Raw genomic sequence first — 20,486 nt, 5'->3', positions numbered from 1 at the left:
TCTTTAATCGATTTTTATAACTTAATGAATGATACGTCATTTCATACGCTTTTTATTAAAAATAAACCAATTATTAATAAATGTTTTTAAAATAAAAAACCTTATAATCCATACTAACTAAATAGTTAGGATTATAAGGCATTCATTTTAATTAACGTAATACTTTATTTAAGTTGTTTATTATTATACATATCAGCTAATGGTTTAAGTTCTTTATAGAACGCATCAAATTCATTGAAATCCATTTGTTGTCCACTATCACTTAATGCTACAGATGGATCAGGGTGAACCTCAGCCATAATACCATCTGCACCAACAGCTAATCCTGCTTTTGCAGTAGGTAGCATGATATCTTTACGACCAGTGCTATGTGTAACATCTACCATAACTGGTAAGTGTGTGCCTTGTTTTAAAATTGGCACTGCAGAAATATCTAACGTGTTTCTAGTTGCTTTTTCATAAGTACGGATACCACGTTCACATAAAATGATATTTTCATTACCTTGTGATGCGATATATTCAGCTGCAAAAATAAATTCTTCAATCGTTGCTGATAAACCACGTTTTAATAATACAGGTTTATTTGAACGACCAGCTTCTTTTAATAATTCAAAGTTTTGCATATTACGTGCACCAATTTGGAATACATCTAAATATTGATCAGCAACTTCAAAGTCTGCTGGGTTTACAATTTCACTTACAACGTTTAAACCATATTTATCTTTCGTATTTTTAAGTATTTTAAGCCCTTCGACACCTAAGCCTTGGAAATCATACGGTGATGTACGAGGTTTAAATGCGCCACCTCTAATGAATTTCTCACCTCTCGCTTGTAAATTAGCTGCGACTGCATCGACTTGTTCCTGTGATTCAACTGAACATGGACCAAATACAAATGATTTGTTGCCGTCTCCAATGATGCCTCCGTTGTCAAATTGAACGATTGTATCTTCTGGTTTTAATTTTCTCGACACATATAAATGTTTTTCATTTTCAGATTTTTGTAAATCAGTAGAGGCTTTAAAAATTTCTTTGAATAGTTGTTTAATCACATTGTCATTAAATGGACCTTCATTTTGATCTAATAACTGATTAATCATTTCTTTTTCGCGTTGTGGGTCGTAAACAAGTGTACCTTGTTTGCGTTTTTCTTCACCAATCTTTTGTGCTATCTTACCTCTTTTAGATAAAAGACCTAAGATTTTTTCATTAATTTCAACTATCTCATCTCTGTATTCTTGTAATTTGTCTGCCATTTTATTCACCTCTATGAAAAATTTTAAAACCAATATTTTATTCTGCTTTAAAGCGATAAAATATATGTTAAAGGTTATTCTAACAATAACTCCTTATAAGTTCAAGTAAGGATTATTAAAAATTCACTTAAAAAGTGAATAACATTAATGATAACTAAATTTTCAGTCATTTGCTAGTTATATTTTACACTATTACTTCTTTTTTATAAATTTTATAGATAAATTTACAAATTCCTTGTTCATGATATGCTTCAAATTCATAAGACATGTCATATTTAATCAACGATACGCTTTACATGATGTTCTATTAAGCAAATAGATATGTATCAAATAATACTACATAAAAAAAGAATCGAACAAAGCGTCCGATTCTTTTTATTAAATATTTTTAATCATTAAATGTTCTTTTATCAATCTTACTTTTTGCTTTTTCTGTTTTCTTCGTTTGTGGTCTGTTTTTTGAATATGTTGCTTCAGATTCAGTAGTACTTTCATTTGTCAAAGTACTTGCGTCTTTTGTAGATGATAGGTTATCTGCAGATTCTGAATCATCATGATTAATGATACCATCATTTTTTGAATCTAAATTTGTAGGAGTTGTTGCTGATTGCGTTTGACCAGAAGCATTTTCATGAACGATGATACCATCTTTAAATGCAACTTGATCGTGTGTTTGTTTTACTCTCTGGTCTGCAGCTTCTGGTTTAACTTTTGTATCATTTTTTTTATCGCCTTGTTCTACTTTATCTGTTGTAGATTCAACAGCACTTTCAACCTTTGGCGTAACCAAATTAGGTACAACTTTATGTTTTGTCTGTGCTGGAGCTTCTGGCTTAAGTAAATTAGCTGTGTTTTCTGCAACAGAAGGATTGTCATCTAATGCTTTATTTTTATTTTTAGCCGCTAATGCTAAACCTGACGCAGTTACCACACCTGCAATTGCCCCTTGCTTACTATCATCTGTTTCATCGCTTTGAGTAACCAAATTCGGCGTTTTATTATTTGTGTTAGTGTTAGCAGGCGCTTCTTCTTCTTTTAAAAGATTAGATGTGTTTTCTGCAACTTGATTATCTTCATTTAACGCTTCATTTTTATCATGTGCTGCTTTAGCTAATCCACTCGCTGCAACTGCACCACCAGCTGCTGTACCTGCAGTAACTGCATTGCTATTTGAGTTTTCACCATCTATATTCGCATCACTTGTTTCTGTTTCTTCTTTAATTGCATTTTGTTGTGCATTAATTTCACTTTCACTTGGTTCTGCATTTGGATCTATATGTGCTAAACTGTCATCTGATTGATTTGCATCTTCACTAGTTGTCACTTCCTGTTGTTCTTGGGCATCCGGTGACATATTAGCTAAATTATTATCAGAAGTTTCTTGTTGAATCGCTACACGTTGCGCAGATAATTCTGCATCGGTTACTTCTGTATTTTTATTTTGCGCGTCGTCAATAGTTGATTTAATTTCATTTACTTTATCGTCAGCTTCTTGACGTTCTAATTCGGACTGCTCAATAATGCTAGATTTAAATTGATTGTCTTGTTCTGGAATAGATTTATTCGTTGCTCTCGACTTACTAATGGATACTAAACCAACAGCGGAACCTATAACAGCACCTACAATAAATCCATATACAAATTCATTTCTGGCACCTTTTGTAAAATATTCTGGCACTTCGTAACTTTCTAAATTTCTTTCATAATTATCACGGTTATAATACTTCATTGTCCAATGCCCCCTATAACAAATGCACTTAAATAAGTTTCAAACCTCATTTAAGTGCATTTGTTTTTTAATATATGAATTATTTGTTATCTACACGTGTAGTATAGCTATGATTCGTGTCATTTGCTACACTGCTCGTTTTGTAATTTGCACTATCTCTACGATTTCTTCTATTTTGCCATTTATCAGCAACTTCCATTGCTACATTTGACCATTGTACTACTTGAGAAATTTTATCTTCATTTTGAGAAATATTGTGCGTAATTGAGTTTGTCACTCTATCAACAGAACCATTTAAAGTTTGTACAGAATCACCGATACCTTTAACAGCATCAACTACTGAATTTAAACGATCTGATTTGTCTTGAATATCTTCAGTTAAGCGGTTCGCTTTATGAAGTAAATCTGTAGATTCACGCGTAATACCTTGAACCTGTCCTTCGACACCATCAAGTGTTTTTGCTACGTGATCTAAATTTTTCTTAACTGAAAGTAATACCACAACGATACCAATTACTAATATTAGAAATGCAACCGCTGCAATAATTCCAGCTATAGGTAAAATCCATTCCATTTAAAACGCCTCCTATTAATCATATGTTGTTATTTAATATAAATACCCCCATCATTTTAACATAAACATATTAAAATGGAGAAGTAACACCTATTTTTTCCATGTATGCACGTTGAATTTTTTGAATATCTCCTGCACCCATAAATAAAATAACAGCATCACTATATTGTTCAAGCGCATTTACACTTTCCTCATCAATCAATGTTGCACCATCAATTCTTTGAACTAAATCTTGAATCGTTAAGTTACCGCTATTTTCTCTTATCGAACCAAAAATTTCACATAAAAATGTTTTATCGGCTAAACTTAAACATTCTGCAAATTCACCCAAGAATGCTTGTGTTCTACTAAATGTATGAGGTTGAAACACTGCGATAACATCTTTGTTAGGATATTTTTTTCTCGCTGTCTCAATTGTAGCACTAATTTCTCTAGGATGGTGTGCATAATCATCTACTAATACTTGATTTCCTACTTTTGTTTCATTGAATCTACGTTTCACGCCACCAAAAGTCTCTAATGCTTCTTTAATATTATCGATATTTAAACTTTCTAAGTAACTAATCGTAATAACCGATAAGGCATTTAATATATTATGATCGCCAAATTGTGGTGAAAGGAAAGTATCAAAATATTCACCTTTAATATATACATCAAATTTTGTACCTTTTTCACTTATCTCTAAATTATCTGCATAAACGTCATCTTTATTTGAGAATCCATAATAATAAACAGGTACGTCTGCTTCAATTTTACGCAAGTGTGTATCATCACCCCAAGCAATAATCGCTTTTTTAACGTTATGCGCCATTTCTTGGAAAGCATTAAATACATCATCAACGTCTTTGAAATAATCTGGATGATCAAAATCTATATTGGTCATAATGGCATAGTCTGGATGATAGCTTAAAAAGTGTCTACGATATTCACATGCTTCAAACGCAAAGTAATCACTTGCTGGTATGCCAAGTCCAGTTCCATCGCCAATTAAGAAAGATGTTTTCTTATCACCATTCATTACGTGTGATAATAAACCAGTTGTCGAAGTTTTACCATGTGCACCAGTTACGGCGACTGACGTATATTGGTTAATAATATGACCTAAGAAGTCATGGTAGCGAATAACTTCAAGTTTTAATTCATGTGCTTTCACAACTTCTTCATGCGTATCCGGGAATGCGTTTCCTTGTACGACTACCATATCTGATTGAATACTATTCGCATCAAATGGCAGTATTTTAATACCATTGTTTTTTAATGCCACTTCTGTAAAAACATAATTTTTAATATCTGAACCTTGTACTTCGTTTCCAAGATCATGCATTATTTGTGCTAATGAACTCATACCGGCACCTTTTATACCGACAAAATGATAATGTGTCATTGTAACACTCCTTTATCTCTATATTAATTCTCATTCAAATCTGATTCTGTAATGTATACATCTCTTGGTTTAGATCCATTTGCGCCCGACACATAGCCAAGTTGTTCTAGTTGATCAATAATTCTTGCAGCACGATTATATCCGATTTGGAAATGACGCTGTACTAATGAAGTTGAAATATGTCCTTCATTTAGCATAAATCGACACACATCATCGAATAAATCATCTTGTGGTTGACTTTCTGTTTTTTTCAATAATTCTTTTTCTTCAAATAAGTATTCCGGATCTCGTTGTTGTTTTATGAAATCTACAACATCATCAATTTCTTCATCAGAGACAAATGTACCTTGAACACGGATAGGTTTATTCATACCGCTTCCTAGGTAAAGCATGTCACCATAACCTAATAAACGTTCTGCACCACCACTATCTAAGATAGTGCGAGAGTCTACGCTAGATGATACCATAAATGCAATTCTAGTAGGTATATTTGCTTTGATTAATCCAGTGATGACATTAACAGAAGGTCTTTGCGTTGCAACTAGCATATGAATACCACATGCACGTGCTTTTTGTGCAATGCGCGCAATAGATTGTTCCACCTCTTGTGGTGCCATCATCATTAAATCTGCTAATTCATCTATTACTATAACAATTTTTGGCATTCTATCCTCATAAGTTGCTTTCTTATTAAACGCCGTAATATTTCTAACATGATATTTAGCAAAAACTTTATAACGTCTTTCCATTTCTTCAACAGCCCATTTTAAACTTTGCGTTGCTGCTTTTACATCTGTTATCACAGGTGCAACTAAATGTGGTAAGTCATTATAAGGTGCTAATTCAACCATTTTCGGATCAATAAGTAACAATCTTAATTCCTCAGGATGATTTTTATATAATAACGACATTAATATACTATTAATACATACGGATTTACCTGAGCCTGTTGCACCAGCTATTAAAGCATGCGGTGTTTTAGAAATATCCATTAATAAAGGTTCATTATTAATTCTAAGTCCCATAGCTACAGTTAATTTGGATTCTGCATTTTTAAACGCTGGTTCTTCTAAAATTGAACGTAAATTTACAGTTGTTGCATTTTGATTTGGTACCTCTATACCAACTAGACTCGTACCTGGAATGGGTGCTTCAATACGAATATCCTTAGCTGCAAGCGCCATTTTTATATCGTCTTGTAAAGCTGTTATTCTAGATACTTTCACACCTTTTTCGACTGATAATTCAAATCGTGTCACACTAGGGCCTTCAGTAACATTTTGAACTTCTGCAGGCACATTGAAATAATAAAAAGCTTCATTCAATTCCTGTTTTTTATCTTCAATCCAAGCATTGTCAATTTCATGTTGTTTTGGCGCTTCTAATAACTCAATACTTGGAAGTTTAATATTGGGTCCTCTTCTAATAGTAGCCTTATTATCATCCTCAGTTGGTGTTTTTAATCCACCTAATTGGTTACCAGAAGTTTCAGGTTTGAGAACTGGTTCTTGTACATTTTGCTTATGATTTTCATTTTGTTCAGAAGGCACATTTGTCATATCTGACTCAGCACTTTCAACTGACTCTTGTTGTACATTAGACTGAGTTGAGTCATTTCGATTATAATCATCACTATAAGAAGAAGCATCCGTTTCCGGTTTAAAGTCACTCTGTTCATCAATCAAGTCATGTGATAAATTCGTTTCGTTTTGGTTGTCATCAGTTACAGTCAATGACTCTGAAGCAGGTTCATTTGCTAATTGATCATTATTCGACTGTGATTGTTTGTCGCTAATATCGGATGACGTATTATGTTTAAAATTATCTACATTATTTAATTGTATGTTTGACTTATTTTTTTCTTTTTGTGCATCTAACATACGCTTTTTATCTGATGGTGTCATCACGACATTGAAAGGTTTACTACCTTTCTTGATAGATGTAGCCTTTTTATACGTTTTAGTTTCGTCGGGTTGCTTAATATGATTTCCATTATTATTATCAGTACTATCAGATTGCTCCAATTCAGACCTTTCATCTAATATTTCATTTTGGACGTTAAGCGATTCATTTTCATTCATACTTTCATCAGATTCTAGCTGTGATGCCTCTGATGGTGCTGCATCATTTGAAGTTACATGATTATCGATAATATCGGACTCTGAATTTTCAAAACCATGGTCTGGTTGTGATAATGACTCTGACAATTGCTCATTTTCACTTTGTGAATCTAATGAATCAAAAGCTAATGATTCTTTGGATTTAGGGTCTGTTTCAGATAATTCTCTATACTGCGCATCATCCACGTCATTCTCATCTAAATAACGCTCAAATGATTTCTCTAAGATGTATGTGCGCTCATTTTCTGACATATCACTTTGACTAGACTCTATTGCAGTGTTGTTCTCATCGTTTTGATTTTCGAAATCACTGTTAGGTGTGACCTGTTCAACTTGATTTTGATTTGCTTCAATTGCGGAACTGTCATTTTTAGTATTTACATTAACCTGTTCATTATTAATCGTATGAACATCGCGTACATGATCTAAATCAACTTCTTCATAATTAAATGGTGTATTTGAATCTTCTTCAATATCTTCACTATTCGTCGATTCTGTTTGTTGCTGATTTTCTGCACTTTGACGTGATGTTGACGTTTTCGATTTGGACATATTCATTGCGTTACCATCTTCATCTAACGAGCTTTCACCTATGTAATTCCGCGCTTGTTTTGCATACATTTCGTCAATTGCTTTTTGTATACTATCTTCTTGTTTGTCTTGATTATCATGACGTTTTTGTTGAAGTGCCTTTTTAAATTGACGCTTCTGTAATACTTTACGTTCTCTCTCTCGTCTAATTTCTTCAACAATCTGAGAAGCATAGATGTTTTCTATTTTAATCGTATTATCTTTTTTATTTTGACTTGTTACTGGTTGATTCAGCTCAACTTCTTCACCATTTTCCTCAACATGTTGTGCGTCACGGCGCTCTTTGTTATCAGATAGATCATATGCAGTATCATTTGAATTTTCATGATACATATGTGCTTCATTTTGAATATCTGTTGAATTACTATCTGAATCTTTTACTGTTTGGTGTTTCTGTTGAGATGATTCATCATTATAATTACGATGATTCGTCTCATTTTCCGCTTGCGTACCTTCTTCTGAATCATCTTGACGTTTAATGACACCATTTTCTAAAGGACGGGGTTTTTTAGTACCAAAAATCGCTGAAGGCACTTCACTCGCTTTAAAATCGCTATGATGAAAATTTGACGTCGTTGGTTTGTGTTTTGACGAAGCATTTGCTCGTAAAACATCCGTTTGAATCCTCATTCTTTTGCCTTTATGTGTTCTAGTCTCATTTTCAGTTTGGTAATGATCTTGTTGTTGCGATTGTTGCCCAACTGAATCACTCGAGTTTATATTTTGAGTTGGTGTTTTATCATACATATGTCTACGTCTTCTTTGTTGATGATGTGCATTCCCATGACTCACATCATTATGTACATCATGGGAAGTTTTATGAGATGTAGACGCAATATCAGAATTCAACTCATCATCTGTCTTCAAACTGTCATTTGCCTCTTCTAAAACACGCATAGGAAACCTGAATTTCCCTTTGGGTCTTTCATAAACATCATTATTTTGAGGAAGTAATGAATCATGTTCTTCTTGTTGTGTAGCTTTTTGACGTCGTTGGCTTCTTTTATTAAGATAATTATCTGTTGATTCATTATCTTCTCCAAATAACTTGTCGAACCAGCTCATACTACATTACCTCCTTTTTATACTTCAAAAAATGATTGCCCTACAGTGTAATCATCACTTAGAACCATAATACCTTTTTCTTGTGGTGCATTTGGTAATCCTAACTCTTTCATCGAACAAATCATACCACTTGATGCAACGCCTCTAAGTTCTGCATCTTTAATAACCATACCACTTGGCATAACTGCACCAACTTTTGCTACCACCACTTTTTGTCCAGCTTCAACATTCGGTGCCCCGCAAACAATTTGTAGTTTTTCAGTTGCAACATCAACACTTAGAACACTTAATTTATCTGCATCTGGATGCTTGTCTTTTGTTTCAACATAGCCCACTACAAATTTAGGAGTAAAGTCTGCGTCTAATTTATAAGTAAATCCAGCAGCTTCAATTGCTTTTTGAAACGCTTGAACTAATGTTTCAGTCAACTTAATATGTCCATTACCTGTTAGTGTTGCTTTGTTTGATGCATTAAAGATATTGTAACCAACGACTTCTCCGTCATTCTGTATTTCAACTACATCCCCTTGAGTGACGTAGTTATATTCACCTTCTGTAGGATTAATTTGTAAAAATGCAACATCGCCAACAGCTTCTTTATTATAAAATAAATTCATAACTTCATTACTCCTTATTTCTTATCTTTATTTTCATATTGTTTTCGTGTAGCTTCCAATCTTTGAATCACATTAGGATCTCTTTTTTGTTTATTATTTTTACCTAAAATAAAGATTGGTTCAAAATGCCCTTTATCATAACCTAAAGATAATGATGTTATTGGCACTAATCCTTTAGTGAAAAACTCCATAGTTAAATGCGCCATCACATCGTAACCCGTCTTATTGCGGATATCTGCAATGATAAGCACATCTTGATGAGGTACCGCTACTAACATTTCACCTTCACATTGTGCTTGTATTTCATTTAAAAATGACGTATTTAAAATTCTACTTGCATCATAACCATCATTTGAATTCACAAAGTAAAAAATATTACCTTTAACTTCGTCAGTTGTATACTTATTTTCTAATTTGCGCACATTAAATAGCGCCATTTCTTTTAATTGTTGCTTTGTTAGCTTTAATTCTTCTAACATCGCTTCATCAATTAGACGATATGACTTACCTAAATCAACTGCATAATAAATGTTTGTTTCTGCTGTATGTGCATCGATTACAAATGAATTACCATTTTTGTCTTTTTTATCAAAGCTAGGAGATCTTAAAACCGGCATAATTTGGATATAATCCGTATTTTCCAATGCCTCCCCTTTCATTTGCTCGACTGCTTCTTCAACATAATACACAATTTCATCGACTATTTTTTCTTTTTGAGATTTATATTTAGCTACTATTGGATTAATTTTAACGGTAACGCCTTTACCATTATCTATTCTTGAGATACGTAGTGTTTCATCTTCTCGATTAAAACTAAATTTCACATCAAGATGATTCAATCTATCTTTTAATTTATCTCTCATTTGAAAGACATTCATTATTAACACTCCTATTTACGTGCCTTACTATAGTTTACAATAAATATACCCTTAGGAACAGAAAAAATGTGCGCTCTAAGGGTATATATTTTTATAATTTAACTTTAATTTAATCCTAAATTAATGCCACCTACAAAGACGCTAAAAATTGGTCTATTTGTTCTTTGGATTTTCGTTCTTTTCCAATATAACTGCCAATTTGATTCCCGTCACGGAATACTAGAAAACTAGGTATACCCATAATGTCATAATTAATGCATATATCAATAAATTTGTCTCTATCAACTGAAATAAATTTATAATTAGTATATTTTGCTTCTAATTGAGGTAAATCTGGTTCTATAACTTTACAATCTGGGCACCAATCTGCTGTAAATAAAAACACTGTTTGTTCATTTTTCAGATTTTCAAATTGCTGCTCACTTTCTAATTGTTGCATAATACCACTCCTAATTATTATTTATATTGTAATATTTTTATTTGGTCTTCATTTAAATGTCTAACTGATTGTTCTAACAGGCTTCTGGCAGCTTCATAATCTCTAATATCAAACACTGCGTTTGTACTATGAATATATCGTGCGCACACACCTATCACAGCGGTTGGGATACCTAATTTTGCCTTGTGTATTTCTCCACCATCCGTACCACCTGGAGAAATATAGTATTGATGTTTAATATCATACTGCTTCGCTAAATCAAGCAAATAATCTCTAAAGGTTGGTCGAAGTAACATTGTACCATCTTTAATTCTGATTAATGTACCTCCAGCTAATTCCCCTGATAAATTTTGCTTACCTTTCATATCATTCGCAGGCGAACAATCTACAACAAATGCTACATCAGGATCGATTAACTCTGCCGCTGCACTTGCTCCTCTTAATCCTACTTCTTCTTGCACATTTGCACCGACATATAAATCAAAGTCCAATTCAGTATTTTTTAATAATTCCAGTAGCTCAATACCAATTAAACAACCATAACGGTTATCCCAGGCTTTACTGGCAAATCGATGCTCTGATAACTGTGTAAAAGGCGTATCAGGTGCAATCGTATCACCAATAGCAATACCACGTGCCGATACATCTTCAGCATTTTCTGCACCAATATCCAATAATAAATCTTCTATTTTAGGTGCTCCTTCATTTCCAGTTCTAAAATGTTTCGGAATATTAGCTACAATACCTGTAATCTCATCATTATTTCGCGTTCTAACTTTTAGCCTTTGGCCTTGCCATATATCGTTTGCAACGCCACCTAAATTAGTAAATTGTAGCATACCATTTGACGTGATATTTGTGACCATGAAACCAATTTCATCCATATGTGCAGCAACCATGATTCGTTTTGGATTACTTGATTTCGAACGTTTAACACCGTAAAATCCGCCCATACGATTATAAACAAATTCATCCACAAATGGTTCCATTTCTGCTTTCAAATATGATTTTACATTTTCTTCAAAACCTGCTACACCATGTAATTCTGTTAATGTTTTCATTCTATTCAATGTTTTACTTTTATCTATGTTCAACGTCTCTCACTCCTTAATATTTATTATATCATCTTCATTATGGTAAACTATAAATATGACTTTATTGGGGGTAGATTATGTTATGTTAAATAAAAAAAATTGGTTCATCCTCTTATTATTTTTCCTAACTACAATTGCAGGATCAATTTATTTTTATAAACGTCGAAAACATATCCAATATCGAGATCCTGAAAAAATCACTAAAGAAGTAAAAACTTATTTTATGAATGTTATAGGATCATATATATTAAAAGTGCCGATGACGTATACAAAATCCGATTCAAAAATCATTGCTTTTCAAGGTGGCATTACGACACGAAACCATAACACACTTACATATTATGACTTTTATGCTGATGCCAAAACAGGTGAAATATTAGATATCATTGAATGCAAATGATAGAAGGTTAAAGCCATAGCGACACGATGACAAACATATTCTAACTCAGAATATCTTCTTATTCATGTGCCGCTTAGCTTTAACCTTTTTAATTCCTAGAAATAAATGTATCAAATTCAGTTATATTTTGCTTATCAAATTTCACCGCAAAATAATTTACATCATGATAATATAAAAACCAATAATTTTGATGAATATAATACGGTACTAAACGTTCTTTTTCTCTAATTGATTGCATAGGGTAATCATCATAAGCTGTGACCCATAATGGATTTCTATGTGCAGTTGTTGGAAAAATATCACCCATATGCACCGCTTTTTCATTCTGACTTTCAATTGTAATGATTGCATGACCAAAACTATGACCGCCCGTATGAATCATTTTAATACCTGGCACTATTTCGATTTCATTTTCAAACAATAGTAATCGTTTTTTAAAATCTCCATTATTCTTTGGCCAATATGTTGATTTACTGCGTATATTAGGGCTTTGAAATTCATGCCATTCATCTTGTTGAATCACATGGATTGCTTTATTAAAAATTGAATTACCCTCATTATCTGTTAATCCAGCAGCATGATCGAAATGTAAATGTGTCATTAATACATAATCAATATCTGCAGTCGTTAAATCTAAAGCCTTTAAGTCTTCACTAATTTGGCTTTCATAATGAGCTCCAAAATTTCTACGTTCTTTATCTGTTAATTTTCCTGAACCTATACCTGTATCAATGATAATATTATAATCGTTCGATTGTATTAATATTGGATGCGTTGGTAATGGAATTTGATTCTTATCATTCACTTCATATTTTTTAGTCCATAACGCCTTAGGCACCACGCCAAACATTGCGCCACCATCAATGTGAGTGATACCACCATTTAAATAATGTATACGAAAATCCCCTAATTTCATCTACTTATCCTCCTCGTAAAATATAAACACAATAACTACTGAACATTAATAGTAATACAAACAATGTTCTAGGTAAAATAATGGACATAAATACATTTAAATTAGCACAACTCTATTTACATTAAATTATAAAAATCTTAATTTGGACATAAAAAAATTGATAGAACCTATGTCCTATCAATTGAGTGCGTAATTATATTTAATGAAACTTAGCTTCCATACGATAAATTCTTGAACCTTTATCAGAAAATTTTCTTTCGTATTCAGTCTCAATATTCTCTTCATCATCTTCTTCATGCAAATTCAGGTTGATTTTTGTAAAATACATACCAAATTGAGACATACTTTCTAAACTATATGCAAACAGACCACGATTGTCTGTTTTAAAATGGATTTCACCATCATCTTTTAAAACTTGTTTATACAATGCTAGGTATGTTTGATATGTCAAACGACGTTTAGTATGTCTTTTTTTAGGCCATGGATCTGAGAAATTAAGGTATAATCTTGATACTTCTCCATCTTTGAAATAATCATTAAGTTCAATTGCATCATTACAAATTAACTTGATATTTGTTAAGCCTTGTTCAATAACTTTATCTAAGACTTTTATCATAACACTTTTCTCTCTTTCCATAGAGATAAAGTTTATTTCGGGATGTTTTGCTGCAAGCGTAGTTATGAATTGACCCATACCTGATCCTACTTCAATATAAATCGGTTGATCATTATCAAACCATTCACTGATTCGCCCTGCATGACTACCATCGATATCAACTATATTCGGTTCTTTTTTTAAGTAGTCCTCTGCCCAAGGCTTATAGCGCATTCTCATTTTGATAACTCCTTATATAAAAGCATTATTATTCATCACTTGATTTAAAAAAGTTAGCCACATATTCATATCTTTGTAACGTTTTTGTTCTTCATACCATTGAACCATACCGATAGATTGTACAACGGTATACCACTTCATACGTTTTTGTAAATCCATTGAATCTTTTGTACCATACAAGTTTAACCACTCTGGCCATTTATTTTCTGGAACGTAATTGTACAGCAGCATACCTAAATCAATTGCGGGATCAGCAATCATTGCACCTTCCCAATCAACGAGATATAGCTCATCATGATCTGATAACAACCAATTATTATGGTTAACATCACCATGAACAACTGTAAAGAAACGAGGATCTAAGTTAGGCATGTGATCTTCCAAATACGTTAAAGCTTTTCTAACCACGTGATGTGTCAGTACATCTCTTGATAACGAAGCATTTATTTTATTTAATAAAATATCTGGCGTGATAGGTTCCATTTCCATACGTTTTAGCATGTTTAATAATGTCTTCGAACTATGAATTTTTTTCAATAAATTCGCTACACGTTGTTCATGCATTTCATTGAAAGTAAGTTCTCTACCATTTTTCCAATGTTGTGCTGTTACAACTTCGCCAGTTTCAATGCGTTTCGTCCATACAAGTTTAGGCACAATACCTTCAGCTGATAATGCAGCTATAAATGGATTTGAATTTCTTTTTAAGAATAATTTTTGTCCATCCTGTTCGGCCATGTACGCCTCACCCGATGCACCGCCTGCTGAGTCAAGCGTCCATCCCAATTGATAAAACTGCTCCAACACGTTCACCTCACTTTCAATTAGAAAATGGCTCCTGAAAAACATTTTTCGAGAGCCATATATAATCATTTTCTATAGCAAATTTTTTTAAACTTCAACCATAATTTATGCTGTCTCAAGTGTTATGACTAGCATAATGTCCCATGTGGCTCAAGTTAATTTTTAAAATTATAAATAACTGATTTTCAAATTATAGTAACTTTTATAGCATACCATAAAAGAAACCCAAACAAAGCATATTTTTTAATATTTCTCTATCTTTTTTCAAGAAATTTTTCTCGTTCAATTTCAAGACTCATAAAAGATTTTATAATGTTTGGGTATGAATTTCAACCAATAATGAGAAACAAAAAGTCACTTTTTACTTTCTTATTTCTATTAGTTTCTTTCAAACGGCTCAGTTAGCATTATAACATAATTTAATATGAATTTTTGTTATATTTTCTATCTATTTATTGAAAATATTAACTATGTGTATCAATGTATCTGTTAAATCCTTCTTGCAATGATTTTGTTATCGAGCCAACTTGACCATCACCGACATTTTCACCGTTTAATTTAACAACTGGCATAACCTCAATTGAAGTACTTGATACAATGATTTCATCCGCACTTTTCAAAAAGTCTAATGTAAACGTTTCTTCATTAAAAGGTATCCCTTTATCTTCAGCAACAGATTTAATTACCATACGCGTAATACCATTTAAAATATAATTATTTACAGGATGTGTATAGATTTCACCATCTTTGATTGCATACACATTACTAGAAGAACCTTCTGTGACAATATCACCACGATGTTGTATTGCTTCTTGAGCATTATATTTAACTGCATATTCTTTAGCTAATACATTACCCAACAAGTTTAAACTCTTAATATCGCATCTTAACCAACGAATATCTTCAGTAGTGATCGCATTAATACCTTCTTCTAATGATTTGTAAGGACGATCATATGATTTAGTGAAAGCCATAATATTGGTTTCAACAGAAGGTGTTGGAAAGGCATGATCACGCGGTGCGGCACCACGTGTAACTTGAATGTAGACACCACCATTAATCACACCATTTGTTGATAATAACTCCTGTATTAATTCCGTAAGTTCCTCAACGCTATATTTTAATTCAAGACCAATTTCTTTTGCACTACGTAAAAGTCTTTCAAAATGTTCCTTAGCAGTAAATACACTATTATCATATACTCTAATATATTCATAAATACCGTCGCCAAATACATAACCTCTATCATTATAAGGCACATTTGCATCTTGTTCATCAACGAGTTTTTCATTTATTAATACTTTTGTCATATTTATTCCTCCACACACAATTTATATAATGATTCTAAATAGATACTTGTCGCATTGAATAATTGTTTTTTAGTTATATATTCATTTTTTTGATGCATTAAATCTTCAGAATCACTAAACATCGCACCAAATGCAACACCTTTATCTAAATTTCGTGCATAAGTACCGCCACCAATCGTATACGGTTCTGTATCATCACCAGTTTGGTTACGGTAGGCTTGTACTAAGCTTTGTACGAATGGGTCGTCTTTTTCTACATAATGTGGCGTTTGATTTTTACCTAACTCAATTGAAAATCCTAGTGATTGAATTTCTCCCTTGAATCTTGTTAACGATTCTTCAAATTCAAAACCTTCTGGATATCTTAAATTAATGCCGAATTTGCCACCATCTTGATTATCATAAGTGATAATTCCAACATTAGTAGTCACGTCGCCCATAACATCTGTGTGGAATTTCATTCCCATTTTTTCTCCAAAATGTGACTCAAACAAGTATCGTTCGCTAAACGCTACGAAATTTGCAGCAGTTTTATCTAAATTTAATGTTGCAAGGAAATTAAGTAAATATAATCCTGCATTGACGCCTATAGATGGATCCATCCCATGAACCGCTTTACCTTGTACTTTAAGCACCAAGACACCGCTATCTACAACACTTTCACCTTCAACGTCATGCTCGTTTAAGTATTGTTCAAAATTTTGGATAACATCTGTCATATTTTCTTTAACAACTACATTGGCAATCGCTTCATCAGGCACCATGTTATATCTTTGTCCTGATACAAATGAACGCAATTCATATTCAGGCTCATCTTGATCATCTGCTTTTTCATTTTGAATTACATCAAACGTGCTTATTCCTTTTTCACCATGAATAGCAGGAAATTCAGCATCTGGAGCGAACCCTAATTCAGGCATTTCTTCTGATTGGAAATAACGCTCAGTACATTTCCAATCAGACTCTTCATCTGTACCAATAATAATATGTATACGTTTCTTCCAGTTTACATTCATTTCATTTAAAATTTTAACTGCATAATAAGCAGCAATGGTCGGCCCTTTATCATCTAACGTACCACGAGCAATAATTTTATCATCAGTTACTACTGGATTAAACGGATCTGAATCCCATCCATCGCCTGCAGGTACAACATCCACATGGCATAAAATACCAAATACATCATCGCCTTTACCCGCTTCAATACGTCCCGCGATATGATCAACATCATGTGTGCCAAAGCCGTCACGTTCTGCGATTTTATACATGTAATCTAAAGCTTGTCTAGGTCCAGGTCCTACTGGATTTTCAGCAGAAGCTTTATCGTCTTCTCTTACACTTTCAATTGAAAGTAAACCTTTCAAATCTTCTAGTATGAAATCCTCATATTCTTTTACTTTGTCTCTCCACATATACAATCAACTTCCTTCTTATAACTTATATATTTAATATTTTACATGAAGTCGTAGAGAAACTACAGTGAGATGTAATCATAAAACAAAAAAATCAACTGTTATGCTTTATAATAAAACAGTTAAACCGCTTACTTTTACTATATATATAAACTGTATTAATATAAAAAACCTAGTTCCAATTGCGAACTAGGTTTGATATAAAATCATGACAACGTATTACTTACCGTCATGTTTATTGCTATTATTTTTTAACTCTTCTTCAGTTACAACTCGTAAATTGTTTAAAGGATTGGCTGCACCTTCATCTGTAAATCTTGCTTCTTCAACGTGCTCTTCTTCTTGTTCAGACACATTAGAGAAACGATCTTTTTGTTCATTAATGAAACCTTTAGGATCTTGTTTTACTTTTGAAGCATAACCTTTAGGATCCTGTTTTACTTCATTATATGTTTCGCCAGCTTTTGAACTGATTTGACTAGCGATATCTTTTGCATTTTGTTTGTATGATTCTGGATTAGATTTGTATTTACTGTACTCATCTTTTAATTTATCTCTATTTTCTTTTTTGGAAAGCACTACTGCTACAGCTGCTCCCCCTATGCCTACGATTGCTTTAAATAATTTTGACATAATATTTACACCTCTTCTTTATTTTAATCCTAATAGTTTAAAATCTTGCTGAGTTAAATGACGATATTCTCCTGATGCTAATGTTGAATCAAGTTGTAAGTCGCCAATACGAATACGTTTCAAAGCTAAGACTTCATTATCTATAGCATGAAACATTCGCTTCACTTGATGGTAACGTCCTTCATATATTGTGACAAACGATTTGTTTAATTCATCACCTTGGACTAATTTTGCAGGTTTCGCCAATCCCTCATTTAATTCAATACCCACTTTAAATGCATTTATATCATTTTTTGTAATGTTTTTTTGAGAAATCACTTCATAAGTTTTAGCGACATGTTTACCTGGACTCATTAATTCGTGATTAAATTGTCCATCATTGGTAATCAATAAAAGTCCTTCTGTATCTTTATCTAATCGGCCGACTGGAAACAAATCTAAGTATCTATAGCCCTCTATTAAATCGAGCACTGTCTTGTGCTGTTCATCTGTTGTAGCTGATATATAGTCCTTAGGTTTATTAAGCATGAGATAGACTTTGTTAACAAAGTCTATCTTTTGGTCATTGACTTTCACTATTTCTAGTTCTGGATTGATTTGCTTCTTAGGTGACGTTTCTACCTTATCATCAATTGTGACTTGCTTTTTTTTTAAGCGTTGTTTTACTTCTGTTCGAGTGCCAACACCCATATTTGATAAAAATTTATCTAATCTCATTTAATAATACCTAATTTGCGTCTGATTTTATTTGGAATTTCACCTAAGAATTGATCAGCAAGTCTTGTTTTCATTGTCATGCTACCATAAATCAGCATACCTACCACAACACTTATAACAAGAATAATTAGAGAACCTATTTTATGTTCTGGAGAAATAAACATTTGTAATATGAAGAATGTCAATTCAACCCCAATCATCATAATAAATCCATACATAAATATTTTTCCAAAGTGTAACCAAGTCTCAGAAAAGTTAAATTTCGCATACTTTTTAAGAATATAAAAATTACATAAAACTGCAAATAATAACGCGATTGCCGTACTTAAAATTGCGCCTGCCGTATGGAAAGTAACTATAAGCGGCGTGTTTAAAATAATTTTTATTACTACTGCTGCTAAAATGACAAATACTGTTAATTTTTGTTTATCTATACCTTGTAACATTGACGCTGTCACACTTAATAACGCGATTAATATTGCAACGGGTGCATAATAAAATAATAAATGGCTACCGTCAATATTATAACTATAGAAAACTGTATACAGAGGTAAGGCCAATGCCATAATACCTAAACTGGCTGGCACTGTTATGTACATTAATACACCTAAAGATGTGCGTATTTGTCTGTGCATTTCATGTAACTGGCCTGATGCATAAGTCTTTGTAATGAATGGAATCAAACTCACAGCAAAACCCGCTGATAAAGATGTCGGAATCATCACAATTTTGTTAGTTGTCATATTCAGAATTGAGAAAAAGTAATCATGCAAATTGCTTGGTACACCTGCTAAATTCAACGCAGTGTTATGTGTAAACTGATCGACTAAATTAAACAGCGGGAAGTTCAAACTTACAATAACGAAAGGAATACTATATGAAATAATCTCTTTATACATCTTGCCATATGAGACATCCATACCTGTATGATCCGTTGCAACCATGCGTTCTATGTTGCTCTTTCTTTTTCTCCAGTAATACCATAAGACGATGATTGCTGCGATTGCACCGATTGCCGCTGCAAACGTCGCAACACCATTCGCTACAAGTACACTACCATTAAACACATTAAGCACTAAATAGCTTCCTATTAAAATGAATAAAATACGTGCAATTTGTTCTATGACTTCTGATACCGCAGTTGGCCCCATAGATTTATAACCTTGGAATACACCACGCCACGTCGCTAATAATGGAATAAAAATGACCACGATACTAATAATTCTTATAATCCAAGTAATATCATCAACAGTCCAGCCACCATCTACATGACCTTTATTGGCTAATGTAATACCAGCTATGCTTGGAGCTAATAAATATAATACTAAAAATCCAATAAATCCTGTTATGGTCATAACAATAAAACTAGATTTATATAGTTTTTCACTAATTTTATATGCGCCTAACGCATTGTATTTCGAAACATATTTTGATGCTGCCAATGGCACACCTGCTGTTGCGATGGCAATGGCAATATTATATGGGGTATACGCGTAGTTGAAAGGCGCCAGATTTTCTTCTCCACCAATTATGGCGTAGAATGGAATAATGTAAATTACACCTAATACTTTAGTAATTAAAATACTTAGCGTAATTAAAAAGGTCCCTCTCACTAACTCTTTACTTTCACTCATTCTGATCTTCCTATCTCAAATTAAATTTTACACTCGTAATCTTAATAATAACGTGATAGCTACTTTTTTTCAAAACTA

At 32.8% G+C, this 20,486-nt stretch carries 18 protein-coding genes; 1 reads left to right on the top strand and 17 read right to left on the bottom strand.

All coding sequences use genetic code 11. From position 1 onward, the window contains the following. Positions 1-164 precede the first annotated feature (164 nt). The 9 genes from M1D64_RS05365 to M1D64_RS05325 all read right to left on the bottom strand — a co-directional run bounded on the left by M1D64_RS05365 (position 165) and on the right by M1D64_RS05325 (position 11,747). Positions 165-1,256: a bifunctional 3-deoxy-7-phosphoheptulonate synthase/chorismate mutase gene (locus tag M1D64_RS05365; protein WP_002483006.1), complete on the bottom strand. Its 1,092-nt coding sequence runs from the start codon at positions 1,254-1,256 to the stop codon at positions 165-167. A gap of 388 nt (positions 1,257-1,644) precedes the next feature. Continuing rightward, positions 1,645-2,985 carry a YtxH domain-containing protein gene (locus M1D64_RS05360; protein WP_041080021.1) on the bottom strand — a complete coding sequence of 447 codons (1,341 nt, stop codon included), beginning with the start codon at positions 2,983-2,985 and terminating at the stop codon, positions 1,645-1,647. A 79-nt stretch (positions 2,986-3,064) separates the two neighbouring features. Continuing rightward, positions 3,065-3,559, bottom strand: coding sequence for a DUF948 domain-containing protein (locus M1D64_RS05355; RefSeq protein WP_002483004.1), 495 nt, complete (start codon positions 3,557-3,559; stop codon positions 3,065-3,067). A gap of 70 nt (positions 3,560-3,629) precedes the next feature. Beyond that, positions 3,630-4,943, bottom strand: coding sequence for a UDP-N-acetylmuramate--L-alanine ligase (gene murC / locus M1D64_RS05350; RefSeq protein ID WP_002483003.1), 1,314 nt, complete (start codon positions 4,941-4,943; stop codon positions 3,630-3,632). 23 nt (positions 4,944-4,966) lie between these two features. Then, a complete protein-coding gene (locus tag M1D64_RS05345) occupies positions 4,967-8,719 on the bottom strand; it encodes a DNA translocase FtsK (protein ID WP_069822066.1) in 3,753 nt (1,250 codons plus the stop codon). Between the two features lie 17 nt (positions 8,720-8,736). After that, positions 8,737-9,336: a YtpR family tRNA-binding protein gene (ytpR, locus tag M1D64_RS05340; protein ID WP_002483001.1), complete on the bottom strand. Its 600-nt coding sequence runs from the start codon at positions 9,334-9,336 to the stop codon at positions 8,737-8,739. A gap of 14 nt (positions 9,337-9,350) precedes the next feature. Beyond that, the gene (locus M1D64_RS05335; protein WP_041080024.1) at positions 9,351-10,214 is read right to left on the bottom strand and encodes a DUF1444 domain-containing protein; all 864 of its coding nucleotides are present in this window, start codon (positions 10,212-10,214) and stop codon (positions 9,351-9,353) included. A gap of 130 nt (positions 10,215-10,344) precedes the next feature. Further along, complete coding sequence (locus M1D64_RS05330) at positions 10,345-10,653, bottom strand: thioredoxin family protein (protein WP_041080025.1); 309 nt, start codon at positions 10,651-10,653, stop codon at positions 10,345-10,347. 17 nt (positions 10,654-10,670) lie between these two features. Beyond that, positions 10,671-11,747 carry a M42 family metallopeptidase gene (locus M1D64_RS05325; protein WP_037538255.1) on the bottom strand — a complete coding sequence of 359 codons (1,077 nt, stop codon included), beginning with the start codon at positions 11,745-11,747 and terminating at the stop codon, positions 10,671-10,673. An 82-nt stretch (positions 11,748-11,829) separates the two neighbouring features. Between M1D64_RS05325 and M1D64_RS05320 the strand changes: the two genes are divergently transcribed. Next, entirely contained in the window at positions 11,830-12,147 is a 318-nt protein-coding gene (locus M1D64_RS05320; protein ID WP_011302866.1) for a hypothetical protein, read from the top strand. A gap of 88 nt (positions 12,148-12,235) precedes the next feature. On the opposite strand, the gene M1D64_RS05315 is transcribed toward M1D64_RS05320, so the two are convergent. The 8 genes from M1D64_RS05315 to M1D64_RS05280 all read right to left on the bottom strand — a co-directional run bounded on the left by M1D64_RS05315 (position 12,236) and on the right by M1D64_RS05280 (position 20,408). After that, a complete protein-coding gene (locus M1D64_RS05315) occupies positions 12,236-13,063 on the bottom strand; it encodes a YtnP family quorum-quenching lactonase (RefSeq protein ID WP_002482996.1) in 828 nt (275 codons plus the stop codon). A 199-nt stretch (positions 13,064-13,262) separates the two neighbouring features. Continuing rightward, positions 13,263-13,898 carry a tRNA (guanosine(46)-N7)-methyltransferase TrmB gene (gene trmB, locus M1D64_RS05310; protein WP_037538252.1) on the bottom strand — a complete coding sequence of 212 codons (636 nt, stop codon included), beginning with the start codon at positions 13,896-13,898 and terminating at the stop codon, positions 13,263-13,265. Positions 13,899-13,910: 12 nt separating this feature from the next. After that, positions 13,911-14,702, bottom strand: coding sequence for a phosphotransferase family protein (locus M1D64_RS05305; protein ID WP_041080027.1), 792 nt, complete (start codon positions 14,700-14,702; stop codon positions 13,911-13,913). Positions 14,703-15,166: 464 nt separating this feature from the next. Next, positions 15,167-16,012 (bottom strand): D-amino-acid transaminase, encoded by an 846-nt coding sequence (gene dat, locus M1D64_RS05300; RefSeq protein WP_002482993.1) that lies wholly within the window; start codon positions 16,010-16,012, stop codon positions 15,167-15,169. A gap of 2 nt (positions 16,013-16,014) precedes the next feature. After that, entirely contained in the window at positions 16,015-17,424 is a 1,410-nt protein-coding gene (gene pepV, locus M1D64_RS05295; RefSeq protein ID WP_002482992.1) for a dipeptidase PepV, read from the bottom strand. Between the two features lie 219 nt (positions 17,425-17,643). Beyond that, a complete protein-coding gene (locus tag M1D64_RS05290) occupies positions 17,644-18,057 on the bottom strand; it encodes a YtxH domain-containing protein (RefSeq protein ID WP_129530962.1) in 414 nt (137 codons plus the stop codon). Positions 18,058-18,075: 18 nt separating this feature from the next. After that, positions 18,076-18,774, bottom strand: coding sequence for a pseudouridine synthase (locus M1D64_RS05285; RefSeq protein ID WP_037538246.1), 699 nt, complete (start codon positions 18,772-18,774; stop codon positions 18,076-18,078). Then, positions 18,771-20,408, bottom strand: a complete 1,638-nt coding sequence (locus tag M1D64_RS05280; protein ID WP_002482989.1) for a putative polysaccharide biosynthesis protein — start codon at positions 20,406-20,408, stop codon at positions 18,771-18,773. The genes M1D64_RS05285 and M1D64_RS05280 overlap by 4 nt, the downstream gene beginning before the upstream one ends. Between the last annotated feature and the right edge of the window lie 78 nt (positions 20,409-20,486).

The organism is Staphylococcus sp. Z5-21 (genome assembly GCF_056529615.1).
The sequence above is the reverse complement of the archived record's forward strand: the minus strand, read 5'-3'. Positions and strand labels throughout refer to the sequence as shown.